The 11,565-nt window shown below is 71.1% G+C and carries 14 protein-coding genes; 10 read left to right on the plus strand and 4 right to left on the minus strand.

Features of this window, described 5'->3' with window-relative positions:
- On the minus strand, positions 1-222 hold a 222-nt coding region (locus ONA70_RS30070), incomplete at its 3' end, for an IS200/IS605 family accessory protein TnpB-related protein (RefSeq protein WP_265009873.1).
- On the opposite strand from ONA70_RS30070, the gene ONA70_RS37045 reads away from it, so the two are divergent.
- Positions 146-406 (plus strand): transposase, encoded by a 261-nt coding sequence (locus tag ONA70_RS37045; RefSeq protein WP_406601272.1) that lies wholly within the window; start codon positions 146-148, stop codon positions 404-406. The genes ONA70_RS30070 and ONA70_RS37045 overlap by 77 nt on opposite strands.
- Positions 407-548: 142 nt before the next feature.
- Here the strand turns inward: ONA70_RS37045 and ONA70_RS30075 are convergent, their stop codons facing one another.
- Entirely contained in the window at positions 549-1,157 is a 609-nt protein-coding gene (locus ONA70_RS30075) for a class I SAM-dependent methyltransferase (RefSeq protein WP_265009874.1), read from the minus strand.
- A gap of 702 nt (positions 1,158-1,859) precedes the next feature.
- Between ONA70_RS30075 and helR the strand changes: the two genes are divergently transcribed.
- The 9 genes from helR to ONA70_RS30120 all read left to right on the plus strand — a co-directional run bounded on the left by helR (position 1,860) and on the right by ONA70_RS30120 (position 9,482).
- A complete protein-coding gene (gene helR / locus ONA70_RS30080; protein WP_406601273.1) occupies positions 1,860-4,082 on the plus strand; it encodes an RNA polymerase recycling motor ATPase HelR in 2,223 nt (740 codons plus the stop codon).
- A 279-nt stretch (positions 4,083-4,361) separates the two neighbouring features.
- Positions 4,362-4,823, plus strand: coding sequence for an Asp23/Gls24 family envelope stress response protein (locus ONA70_RS30085; protein WP_265009875.1), 462 nt, complete (start codon positions 4,362-4,364; stop codon positions 4,821-4,823).
- Positions 4,820-5,179, plus strand: coding sequence for a hypothetical protein (locus ONA70_RS30090; protein WP_265009876.1), 360 nt, complete (start codon positions 4,820-4,822; stop codon positions 5,177-5,179). Before ONA70_RS30085 ends, ONA70_RS30090 begins: the two co-directional genes overlap by 4 nt.
- Before the next feature lie 64 nt (positions 5,180-5,243).
- Positions 5,244-5,423: a hypothetical protein gene (locus ONA70_RS30095; RefSeq protein WP_265009877.1), complete on the plus strand. Its 180-nt coding sequence runs from the start codon at positions 5,244-5,246 to the stop codon at positions 5,421-5,423.
- Complete coding sequence (locus ONA70_RS30100) at positions 5,420-5,848, plus strand: Asp23/Gls24 family envelope stress response protein (protein WP_265009878.1); 429 nt, start codon at positions 5,420-5,422, stop codon at positions 5,846-5,848. The genes ONA70_RS30095 and ONA70_RS30100 overlap by 4 nt, the downstream gene beginning before the upstream one ends.
- Positions 5,849-5,860: 12 nt before the next feature.
- Positions 5,861-6,400 carry an alkaline shock response membrane anchor protein AmaP gene (locus ONA70_RS30105; RefSeq protein ID WP_265009879.1) on the plus strand — a complete coding sequence of 180 codons (540 nt, stop codon included), beginning with the start codon at positions 5,861-5,863 and terminating at the stop codon, positions 6,398-6,400.
- Positions 6,397-6,975 carry an alkaline shock response membrane anchor protein AmaP gene (locus ONA70_RS30110; protein ID WP_265009880.1) on the plus strand — a complete coding sequence of 193 codons (579 nt, stop codon included), beginning with the start codon at positions 6,397-6,399 and terminating at the stop codon, positions 6,973-6,975. Before ONA70_RS30105 ends, ONA70_RS30110 begins: the two co-directional genes overlap by 4 nt.
- A 143-nt stretch (positions 6,976-7,118) precedes the next feature.
- Positions 7,119-8,069: an exo-alpha-sialidase gene (locus tag ONA70_RS30115; protein ID WP_265009881.1), complete on the plus strand. Its 951-nt coding sequence runs from the start codon at positions 7,119-7,121 to the stop codon at positions 8,067-8,069.
- A gap of 207 nt (positions 8,070-8,276) precedes the next feature.
- Entirely contained in the window at positions 8,277-9,482 is a 1,206-nt protein-coding gene (locus ONA70_RS30120) for a low temperature requirement protein A (protein WP_265009882.1), read from the plus strand.
- 21 nt (positions 9,483-9,503) lie between these two features.
- Here ONA70_RS30120 and ONA70_RS30125 read toward each other — a convergent pair whose 3' ends face one another.
- Together ONA70_RS30125 and ONA70_RS30130 are read right to left on the minus strand one after the other, a co-directional pair.
- Positions 9,504-10,313, minus strand: a complete 810-nt coding sequence (locus tag ONA70_RS30125; RefSeq protein ID WP_265009883.1) for a glycoside hydrolase family protein — start codon at positions 10,311-10,313, stop codon at positions 9,504-9,506.
- Between the two features lie 184 nt (positions 10,314-10,497).
- Positions 10,498-11,565 (minus strand): AfsR/SARP family transcriptional regulator (locus tag ONA70_RS30130; protein WP_265009884.1); only part of this gene is annotated, 1,068 nt, incomplete at its 5' end.

An 11,565-nucleotide genomic window follows, 5' to 3' on the forward strand; every position in this document is an offset into this window, starting at 1 on the left:
GAACTGGCCGAGTTGGTGGAACGCCCACGAGTGCAGCGTGACCCGCTGGGGCCGTCGGAGCCGTACCCGGTCGCGGATGCCCGTGAGGTTTTCCAGGGCGATGCCGCGGCCGGTGCGTTCGGCCTCGGTCACGATCTGCTTGGCGATGCGATGGTTGACGTCGGCCGCGAACCGGCCTTCCTTACGCCGGCGGGCCTTCACCCCGAAACTACCGATCTCCACCCTGGTCAACCGACTCAAAGGCGTCTCCGCACACTACCTACGGCAGGAACTCACCGACCGGATCAACCGGCACATCACGCACGGCCACCTGTGGTCACCCTCGTACTTCGCCGGATCCTGCGGTGGGGCACCCCTCACCGATATCCGCGAATACATCGAAAACCAGAAACATCCTGGCTCGTGACGCGATTCCTCCCGGCCCTGAAGCTGAAGGACCGGGATTCCTCGCTAAATCACGTTGAGCACTGCGGCATCGCCGTACGCGTAGACATTGGCCTCGCGCCCCGCGCCGAGCTGCAGTCCGGGCGCTCCGGCGTGCGGGAGGTTCATGCGGCTGCCTCGCGGGCGGCCGGCTTACGGGCGAGGATGCGCTCCACCGTGCCGGCCTTGAGCCGTTCGGTCTCGGTGACCTGGAATCCGGCGGCTTGGACCAAGGGCAGTTGGCGGCGGGTGAAGTGTTCCCCGGCCGCACGGATCGTGATTCGTTCGAGCAGCCACTGAGCGGCGCGGATCGGCGGCCAGCTGCTGGCGATGTGGTCCACCAGCAGTAGCGTGCCGCCGGGTAGCAGGACCCGGTACATCTCGGCGATCGCGGCGGCGGGGTCGGGGATGGAGCACAGCGACAGCGCGCACACCACCGTGTCGAACGACGCGTCGCCGAAGGGCAGCCGCTCGGCGTCGCCTTCGCGCAGCTCCACCGGACGACCGAGGTCGGTGGCGCGTTCGCGGGCGATGACCAGCATCTCCGGACTCAGCTCGATCCCGGTGACGGACGTGTCGGACCGGTAGTGGGGCAGGTTAAGTCCGGTGCCGATCGCGACCTCGAGGACGCGGCCGTGGGCCCGCCGGCCGAGCCATTCGCGCCCACCGGCGAACCAGATCTTCTCGACGAGGGCCATCTGCTTGTCATAGGTGGGTGCGGCCTTGTCCCACACCCGCTTCTGCCGGGCGGTCGGGCTGTCACCCGCCGGTGGCTGTGCCGAACTGGTCATGAGGGTCCTTCCACGCGTCGTCGTGGGGTGGGCAGGGAGCAGTCGACGTCGGAGGCGACGGCGGCGCTGATGACGCCCCTGACCGCCTGCCGTACCCGGGCGGTGGCGTACATGAGTCTGCGTTCACTCTCAAGGACACAGTATGGAGCCATCGCTGACCGAGCCCGTCCGGGTTTCGCCGGCGGTCGTCGTCGGACGCACCGTGCCGACGCCAAAAAGCCAATCAAGGGTGCCAATACCAAGGCTGCTGAAACGGCAGATGTGCACCCGTTTCTGCACCGCGTTCAGGGTTGATCGTTCCCGCGTTCCGGGCGACTCTGCGGCCTTCGGCGAGCTTCGCTCAGCGCTCATGTGGCGCGACGTCGAGCTTCATGAGAATGGCGGCATTCGACGACATGTGAGCCGGCCTTGCTGGGAGGTTGACGAACTTTCGTCGGTGGCTGCCCGTAGGCCGATGGGAGACCTGCTCCCTGCCACTACCAACATATAGCGCACGGGGGGCCTTGCGGCAAGACCCGGGTCGTGGCGCAGAATCGCCGGCCGAAGCCAGAACTTGCCGAAATTGGAGTCGCGACGTGCGCGTTGTTGTCGGCGTATGGGCCACGCGGGGCGGTACGGCTGCCGGCGCTCGGCGCGGAGGTGCGGATGCGCGCCCCGGCGGGGCGAGACGCCCTGCCGCGCGCACCTGCCTGTAATCGGCCGCAGATCGGAGCTGATGACGTGAACCCGCTGACTGCCAGCGCGTTTGATCTTCCCGACCACCTTTCTCCCAAGGCCGACCCCAGGCTGATCGCCGACGACGAGCAGCATTTCGCGGCCATCGCGGACAGCCTCGAGCAGTCGATCGCCGGACTGTCCGACCGCCTCGAGGCCGAGCGTAAGGCGCCCGGCGGCAAAGGCCAGGCGGCGCTGGACCGGGACATGGAGATCCACCGGCTGACCGCTCGGCTGCGCGCCCTGCGTCGCTTCGGACTGGACCTGTGCCTCGGACGCATGGTCAGCGCAGACAACCCCGAGCCCGTGTACGTCGGACGGCTCGGCCTCACCGACAGCACGGGTCGTCGGTTGCTGCTCGACTGGCGCTCCCCGGCCGCCGAGCCGTTCTTCGGCGCGACCCACGCCAACCCGATGGGTCTGGCGAGCCGTCGCAGGTACCGCTGGACCCGGGGCCGGATCAGTGACTACTGGGACGAGGTGTTCGACGCGGCGGGGTTCGCGGGGCACGCCGCGCTCGACGACCAGTCCGCCTTCATCGCGAGCCTGGGCGGTAGCCGGTCGAGTCGAATGCGAGATGTGCTCAGCACCATCCAGGCCGACCAGGACCGCATCATCCGCGCCGGATCCCATGGCGCTCTCGTCGTCGACGGCGGTCCGGGCACAGGGAAGACCGTCGTCGCGCTGCACCGATCCGCCTACCTCCTCTACGCCGACCCGCGCCTCGGTCACCGCCGGGGCGGCGTGCTGTTCGTCGGCCCGCACCAGCCCTACCTGGCCTACGTCGCCGACGTCCTGCCCAGCCTCGGCGAGGAGGGCGTGCAGACCTGCACCCTGCGGGACCTCGTCCCGGAGGGAGCCTCGGCGACGATCGAGGCCGACCCGGACGTGGCCCGCCTGAAGTCGTCGGCCGACCTGGTGAAGGCGATCGAGGCGGCCGTCAGGTTCTACGAGGAGCCGCCCAGCAAGGGGATGACGGTCACGACCCCGTGGTCCGACATCCGGCTGAGCGCCGACGACTGGGCCGACGCGTTCGACGCACCAGAGCCCGGTACCCCCCACAACGAGGCGCGCGAGCAGATACTCGAGGAGCTGCTCACGATCCTGGCGGACCGGCACGACGACGACGTCCCGGCCGACCAGCTCCGGACGTCGCTGCTGCGCAACAAGGAGCTGCACACCGCCCTCAACCGCGCGTGGCCGCTGTTGGACGCGGCCGACCTCGTCGGAGACCTGTGGTCGGTGCCCGCGTACCTGCGCAAGTGTGCGCCATGGCTCAGCGCCGACGACGTTCGCCGACTGCAACGCGAGGACGCCCGGGCCTGGACGGTGTCCGACCTGCCCCTGCTGGACGCGGCCCGGCAGCGGCTCGGCGACCCGGAGGTGGCGCGGCGCGAGCGCCGGGCCGCTGCCGCCGTCGCGGCCGAACGGGAGCGCATGACCAGGGTCGTCGACGACCTGATCGCCACGGACGACTCCGACATGCAGGTGATGTCGATGCTGCGTGGGGAGGACATGCGGGACGCCCTGGTCGACGAAACCGCACTGCCCGGCGCCGACCCGGACCGGCTCGCCGGACCGTTCGCGCACATCGTCGTGGACGAGGCTCAGGAACTGACCGACGCGGAGTGGCAGATGCTGCTGCTGCGCTGCCCGTCCCGGAGCTTCACCATCGTCGGTGACCGGGCCCAGGCCAGGCACGGGTTCACCGAGTCGTGGCAGGAGCGGCTGGAGCGGGTGGGGCTCGACCGGATCAGCCTGGCTTCCCTGACCGTCAACTACCGCACGCCCGAGGAGGTCATGGCGGAAGCCGAGCCGGTCATCCGCGCCGTGCTCCCGGACGCCAACGTGCCGGCCTCCATCCGCAGCGGCGGTATCCCCGTCGTACACGGGTCCGCGTCGGGTCTGGGCTCGATCCTCGACGCCTGGCTCGCCACGCATGCCGACGGGATCGCCTGCGTCATCGGCGATCCCACCTTCCGGGCAACGGCCCGCGTCCGGTCGCTGACCCCCGAGCTGGCGAAGGGGCTCGAGTTCGACCTGGTCGTCCTCATCGACCCAGAGGCGTTCGGCAACGGCATCGAAGGAGCGGTCGACCGCTATGTCGCGATGACCCGAGCGACCCAGCAACTCGTCATCCTCACCGGCTCCTGACGTCGTACCGGGCACGACGCCGGCCGTGGAAGCTGCCGGCGGCCCGGGGCAGCCCCACCCGTGGCTGCCCCGGGCCTGCTGCCAGATCCCCGCTGCTCAGCCCTCGCGGCGCACGGTCGTCGGGTTCCACACCACCCCGCCCGGGCTGTAACGCAGGTTGTGCGTGCTCCGAAAGGAGTACGCACCGGTCAAAAGGCGCCTGACTGACCCTACGACGCCGCACGCTAGAGAGCGTCTGAACGCGCCGGATCGACGAGCAGCCGGAGGAGTGCGCGCCCCATGAGTCAGGAGACCAAAACCGAGCAGGCTGGACGCGCGGGTGGTACCCAGTCAGCCCGCCAGAACAGGCTCACCAACGAAGACGGCAAGATCATGATTGCCGAGACCGTGGTACAGAAGGTGGCCGGGATGGCGTGCCGGGAGGTGGCGGGCGTTCACGCCATGGGTAACGCCGGCACGCGCGCGTTCAGTGCCATCCGGGAACGGATTCCGGGCAGCAGTGGGCCGAACGTGTCCCGGGGGGTGGGCGTCGAGGTCGGCGAGAACGAGGCTGCGATCGACCTGGACGTCATCGTCGAGTACGGGGTCAGCATCGCCGACCTGGGCCGGAACATCCAGCGCAACGTGAAGACGGCCGTCGAGCGGATGACCGGCCTGAACGTCGTCGAGGTCAACATCAGCATTGACGACGTGCAGCTGCCCGAGTCGGACGGCCAACGGCAGGAGCCACGGACGTCATGACGGAGACCGCTGGGCAGCGCCACGCGGTGGTCGACGGTGTCGACGTGGACGCCGTCGCGGCCGCGGTCCGGGCCTGTCCGGGCGTCGTGGGCCTGACTACGGGGTGGGCGGGGGGCCGTGCCACCTACCTGCCCGGTCGCCGGGTCGATGGGGTGGCCGTCGACGCCGATGCCGTGGTGGTCCAGGTCCGGGGCAGGTGGGGCGTTACGGCCCGAGAACTCGCCCGCGAGGTCCGGGCGGCGGTGCTGCCCCTGGCTGCCGGCCGTCGGGTCGACGTGGTTGTCGCCGATCTGGAAATTCCGCCACCGGCCGGGCCGGACGGGCGGCCGGACGGGCGCCCGAACCACACCCCGTGATCCGCCCGCCGGGCGGCGTTCACCGTTCAGCAGTCCGTACCGCACCATGGGAAGAGGCGCCAGCATGATCAAGTTGATAGGTGTCGTCGTCGGCTTGGCGTTGGGCTTCGCCCTCGCATTCGGCAGCTTCGGTCAGATGCTGATCGTCGCGCTGTTCGCGGCGCTCGGCTACGCGGTGTCGAAGTTCTTCGCCGGCGAGGTCAATCTCGCCCCGTACATCCAGGGCCGGCGGAGCAGCCAGTGACCGCGGTGACCGGTGCCGGGGCAGGCGGGCCAGGCCAGCCGGCGCACGAGGAGTTGGGCCGGCTGCACATTCACGACCGGGTGGTCGAGAAGATCGCCGCGCGGGCGGCGGGGGAGATCGCCGAGGCGGGTAGCGCGACGCCGCGGGTTTTCGGGCGCTCCCTGCCCGGCGCGGGCCGCTTCGGCATCCGCCGCGCCGACCTGGATGCCGCCGCCAGCGCGTCCGCCTACATCGAGGGATCGGTGACCCGCATCGAGTTGTCCATCAGCGTCCGCTGGCCGGCATCCATCCCGGAGGTCACCGCCCAGGTCCGCGACCGCGTCCGGACCCGCGTGTCGGACCTGACCGGGCTACGGGTTCAGGAGGTGGGGATCACCGTCACCGACCTGGTCACCGACCGGGCGCCCGGCCGCCGAGTGCGCTGAATCGAGGCCCCGGTGAGAATCGCCAACCGTCTGCTCGCGTTCCTGCTGAGCCTGGCGCTGACCCTCGGCGCCGTACTCGTGTTGATCGAGATCGTCGCCTACGCGGTCGGGGCGAAGGCGATCGTGCTGGACTGGCCCGGCCTCTACCGCTGGGCGTCCGGCACCACCTGGGGCAGCGGGATCGTACGGCTGGTCGGTGTGGGCCTCGCCGTCATCGGTCTGCTGCTGCTCGCCGCCCAGCTCAACCCCCGTCGGCCCGATCGGCTGCGGCTGCAGGCGGTCGATTCCGCCACCGACGCCGCCATCACCCGGCGCGGCCTGGCCCGGACGCTGCGGGACGCGGCCATCGAGGTGGACGGCGTCCACGACGCCCACGTCACGGTCGGCCGGCACCTCGTGCGCGTCCGCGCCGAGGTCCACGACGGGGCGGCACCTTCGGTGGACTCCCTGCACGCCGCGGTGGCCTCGGCCGCCCAGCACCGCCTCGACGCGCTGCGCCTGGCCATGGCACCGGCCCTGTCCGTACGGATCAGACAGGAGGAGCAGCAGTGATCCGCGGCGATCGCAGCAACCGCACCCTACTCACCATCCTCGCGCTGGTCCTGTTCCTCGCCGGCATCGCGGTTCTCCTCGCCGGTGCCGACCTGTACGGCCGGGACTTCAGCCGACGACACCTGCTCGACAACCCGCCCGCGCGCTTCGTCGGCGCCCATGGCGGCTGGTTCTGGCCGGTGGCGGCCGTGGCCGCCGCGATCGTCGCGTTGCTCGGCCTGCGCTGGCTGGCCGCCGTCATCACCACCGAACCCAGCCAGCGGCGCATCACCATCAGCACCGACGGCGCCGCCGGACGGACTGTCGTCGACGCCGGTGCGCTCGCCACCGCCGTGCAGGTGGAAGTCGAGGGCTGCCCGGGCGTGGACGACGTCGACACCAGGCTCTGGGGCAGCCCGCATACCCCCCGCCTCGCGCTGGCCGTCACGGCCGATCCCGACGTCGACATCGCCGCGTTGCGCGAGCGGCTCGAAGCCCTCGCGCTGCCCCGCATCCGGTACGCCCTCGGTAGGCCGGACCTGCCCGTCAGCCTCGATCTCACCTACCGCCCGCGCCGGGGCGCTCGCCTGAGCTGAGGCACTGAGGGCGGTCAGCGCGGGTGAGCCTCGGATCGGCCGGGCGGAGTTGTTCGCCCACCGTTCGCCGCGGAGCCGCCCGCCCGTCGGCCGCGGGCCCTAGCGTGGTCGGCCCGACCGGACGCCCCAGGAGGCCGCCGCGCATGACCCCGCCACCGATCGGCCGCACCATGGACGCCGAGGTCACGGCGGTGAGCCGGATCGGCGACACCGCCCCGCACAGCGCCTTCACCGACCTGGTCCGGCACGGCGGAGCCTGGTACTGCGCCTTCCGTGAGGGGACGTCGCACCTCTCCGGGGACGGCGTGATCCGGGTGCTCGCCTCGCCGGACGGCCGTTCCTGGACCTCCGCGGCGGTGCTGCGCCGGGACGGCACCGACCTGCGCGACCCCCGCTTCGTTCCCCGGCCCGACGGCCGGCTGCACCTGTACGCCGCCGCAGTGACCGGCGAGACCACGAAGTCGTTCCGCACCATGGCGTGGCTGTCGCCGGACGGCCACCGCTGGGGTGAGCCGACGCCGGTCGGCGAGCCGGACGTCTGGCTGTGGCGAGCCGTGTGGCACGCCGACGCGATGTACGGCGTCGGCTACGCCACCCGCGAGCCGCGCTTCGTCCGGCTGTACCGCAGCGGCGACGGGGTCGACCTGCACCCGGTCGTGCAGACCCTGTTCGCCGCCGGCTACCCGAACGAGTCGGGCCTGGTCTTCGAGCCGGATGGCACGGCCGTGTGCCTGCTGCGCCGGGACCGGGACAGCGCCACCGCCCAACTCGGCCGGGCCCGCCCGCCGTACCGGGACTGGCAGTGGACGGACCTGGGGGTGCAGGTGGGCGGACCGGCCCTGCTCCGGCTGCCGGACGGCCGGCTGGTGGCCGGGGTACGCCTGCTCGACGGCCGGCCGCGCACCGCGATCTGCGCGGTCGACGCCGGGCGCGGCGAGCTGACCGAGCTGGTCACCCTCCCCTCCGGCGGCGACACCAGCTACCCCGGCCTGGTCTGGCACGACGACCTGCTGCGGGTCAGCTACTACTCGTCGCACGAGGGGCGCACCTGCGTCTACCTCGCCGAGGTGGCCATCGGGCCGGCCCAACGCTGACGTGCCACCGTCCGGGGGATCGCCGGGGTGGGCGGTCGCCTACCGTTGACATCGATCAGGGCCACCTACCGCCGGCCCTGATCCTTCGCGGTGGTCGGCGTTCCGGCTCGTCGGTGTGAGTCCGCCCTGGTTCGGCATGCGCCCCCCCGTGGCATGGCAGTGTGACCGGTTGACGGGTCGGCACAGAGGCGGAGTGGGCTAACGACGATGGCAGGCAGGACTGACCTGCTGAGAAAGGGGGAGAGCCCGCAGCAGGCGACGTTCCTGGAACTCTTCTTCGACCTGGCGTTCGTCTTCGTCATCGCGCGAATCGCGGTGCGCATCACCGAGCAGTTGGAACGCTCCGGCGTCGCGGAGGGATGGATCGTCTTCCCGTCGGTGGGCCAGACCCTGTTGTTGCTGATGCCGCTGACCTGGGTGTGGACCCTGACCGCGTGGACCACCGCCCGGTTCGACCCCCGCCGGTTGCCGGTGCAGGCCGTGGTCATCATGACCATGTTCGGTGTGCTGATCATGTCGGCCGCGCTGCCCAGCGCGTTCCGCGGCGGCGGTGTGGCCTTCGCCGTGGCGTACGTCGCCATTCAGGTCGGCCGGTCCGTTGCCTTCGTCTTCATCCTGCGCGGGCACAAGCACCGGCGGACCTTCGCCCGCGAACTTGTCTGGTTCTCGCTGACCGGCGTCCTGTGGCTCGCCGGCGCGTTCGCCCACGACGGGACCCGGGTCTGGGTGTGGTTCGGCGCCGCCGCGGGGGACTACCTGGCGGCGAGATTCGGATGGCCGGTGCCCAAGCTCGGGCGGCTGCGCGTCACCGTGTGGGCGGCCGCCGGCGAGCACCTGGCCGACCGATACCGCCAGTTCCTCCTGATCGCCCTCGGTGAATCCGTTCTGGCCCTTGCCGTCGCCTATACCAGGGGCCTGTATGACGTGGAATCCACCGCCGCGTTCGTGATCGGCTTCGCCACCACCGTTCTGCTCTGGCGGATCTACTTCTACCGGGCCGGGCAGATTCTCTCCGACGCCATCGCCGCATCGAAGAACCCGACCCACCTCGGCCGGGTAGCCGCCTTCACCCACGGGATCATGGTCCTGGGCATCATCGTCACCGCCGTCGGCTCCGAACTCGTCATCACCAAACCACTCGGCCATACCGAGGACGCCTGGATCTTGATCATCCTCGGCGGCCCGGCCCTGTTCATCGCCGGACGCGCCTACTTCGAGTACGTGGTGTTCGCCCGGGTCTCCCGCCCCCGGCTGGTCGGCATCCTCGCTCTCGCCCTGGCCGCCCCGCTGATGGCCCTCCTGCCACCCCTGCTCGTCGCCCTCACCGCGGCACTGGTCCTGACCGGGATCGGCGCCACCGACGCCGCCCGGGCGCGGGGGCGACCGGAGGAAGCCCCATCGCCACCACGGTGAGCGGACCGGCATGAAGGACGCTCACCGGCAGTCCGCCGGGGCGGACAGCAGCGAGTAGTAGAAGGGCTTGGGGTTTCCGGCCCCGTCGCGCAGGCCGAAGCCGGGGACCATCGCGTCGGTGTAGGCGAAGACCGAGTTCCAGACGCTCGATCGGCCGGCGAGCATGCACTGGAAGTTCCAGGTGTCGTCCTCGTTGTGCCACTCGGTGGCCACCACCGGACGGCCGAAACGGTTCCACATCATGTCGAAGTCACCCGCCGCCTGCGAGGTGGTCTTCGTGTACGGGTGGATGGCGACGATGTCGGGCAGGGGCGCGCGCCCACCGATCGCGGCGAACACCGCGGCGGCGTAGTTGACGGCATTCTGTCCACCGGAAGCCAGACCCGCCATCACAAAGCGACCGGCGAACTGGGGATACGTGTTGCGGTACAAGACCCACATGTCGGCGTACGCGGACGGAGACAGGTAGGTGCCGGGGTCGTCCGGCTCGTTACCGATCTGGATGAAGTCCGCGTTCCACGGCACGTAGCCGCCGGATTCACTGGTGATGATCGCCATGACCTTGAGCCCGGCGCCCTTCAGCGCGTCGATCCGCGGCTGAATCCACTGACGCGAGACGAACCGGACGCCCTTGAATCCTTCGCCGGCCAGCCTTCCGGGTTGCGACTGCTGCCAGGCAGCCTCGTTGCTCGGGTCGATGTTGACGGCGAACAACGACGAGCCGTAGATCCCCACATCCTGGCGTTGCTGGACGCCGGCCGCCGGCGTGGGAGCCGCCCACCCGATCGCCGCCACAGCGGACAACAGGACTGCGCTCAGGAACGCGAGCATTCGGGCGGGCGTGGTTCGGGTCGCATGTGGGCTTGATGGGACCACGGTCCACCTCCGAGGGCGACAACGAAACGATCCCCGTGGAATAACAGTCAAGCATGTCAATATTAGGCGCGTACAGGCCCGCTGGCTCATGGTGAGAACCGGAATGGTGGCCGGCGGCCATGTGGAGCGCGGGCACCGGTCAGGCCGAACGGTGGATCAGGGCGCGCCGGGGCGGCTCCATCCGGGGTGCCGCCAGCGGCCCGTGCCCGGGCCTGACCTCTGTCGGCCAAGCCGGCGCCGGCCGGGCCGGCGTCCGGTGCGTCTCGGCCGGGGCGGGCCGGCGGGGCGGCGGCACGGCGACAGGCACGTCCGGCCTGGGCCGGTCGGCCGGGGTGATGCCCAGCTGCCGCATCCGCTCGGCGTACGCGCGGTAGCGTCGCTCGGCCTCCCCGTGCCGTCCCGCCGACCGCAGCACCTGCACCAGCTCCAGGTGCGCGTCCTCGTCGTACGGGTCGCGGTGCACCAGCCGCATCAGGTAGACCAGCTTCTGGTCGGTGTCCTCGGCGTGCTGCACCAGTGCCCGCAGCACGCTGGTGTGTGCGACCTGTGCCTCGTCGCGCAACGGCTGCGCCCAGTCCTCGTACGGGTCGTCGGCGAGGAAGTCCCCGCCGTAGAGCTCGTCGGCGCGGGCCAGCAGGCGGGGCGCGTCCGGGTGCCCGGCGCGCTGTGCGGCCTGGGCCTCCCCGGCGGCGACCAGGAACGCCTCGACGTCCACGTCGACCACGTTCAGGTCGATCGCCACGGAACTGCGGTCGGCCAGCACCGCGCCCGGCCCGTCGCCCCGGCCGCTGCCGAGCACCCGGCGCAGCGTGGACAGCAGCACCGACAGCCGGTTCGCCGTCCGCGACGGGGACTCGGCCGGCCAGAGCAGCTCCATCAGCCGGCTGCGGGGCACCGCCCGGCCCCGGTGCGCGACCAGGATCTTCAGCAGGTCCCGGGCCTTCTTCGACTGCCATTCGCGGTACGGGACGACCGTGCCGGCGCGGAACACCCGGAAGTCGCCGAGGGTGTGCACCACCACGGCCGGCACCCGCAGGGTGATCGCGGTGAGCCCGTCGGCGACGCCGGGGTCCAGTCGTACCCCGCAGCGGCGCAGCTTCTGCTCGGCGCCTTCCGCGCCGCGGCGGGCCCGCCGGCCCTGCAGCCGGGCGGCGATCAGCCGGATCGCCGCCTCCTCGGCGCGGTCGCCCAGCTCCTGGCAGAGGCT

It is taken from the genome of Micromonospora yasonensis, assembly GCF_026013475.1.
Lineage (GTDB): Bacteria > Actinomycetota > Actinomycetes > Mycobacteriales > Micromonosporaceae > Micromonospora > Micromonospora yasonensis.

Coding starts and splice junctions, on each gene's coding strand:
- ONA70_RS37045 (WP_406601272.1), top strand. CDS start 146: ATGCGATGGTTGACGTCGGCCGCGAACCGGCCTTCCTTACGCCGGCGG.
- helR (WP_406601273.1), top strand. CDS start 1,860: ATGCGCGCCCCGGCGGGGCGAGACGCCCTGCCGCGCGCACCTGCCTGT.
- ONA70_RS30085 (WP_265009875.1), top strand. CDS start 4,362: ATGAGTCAGGAGACCAAAACCGAGCAGGCTGGACGCGCGGGTGGTACC.
- ONA70_RS30090 (WP_265009876.1), top strand. CDS start 4,820: ATGACGGAGACCGCTGGGCAGCGCCACGCGGTGGTCGACGGTGTCGAC.
- ONA70_RS30095 (WP_265009877.1), top strand. CDS start 5,244: ATGATCAAGTTGATAGGTGTCGTCGTCGGCTTGGCGTTGGGCTTCGCC.
- ONA70_RS30115 (WP_265009881.1), top strand. CDS start 7,119: ATGACCCCGCCACCGATCGGCCGCACCATGGACGCCGAGGTCACGGCG.
- ONA70_RS30120 (WP_265009882.1), top strand. CDS start 8,277: ATGGCAGGCAGGACTGACCTGCTGAGAAAGGGGGAGAGCCCGCAGCAG.
- ONA70_RS30125 (WP_265009883.1), bottom strand. CDS start 10,313: ATGCTCGCGTTCCTGAGCGCAGTCCTGTTGTCCGCTGTGGCGGCGATC.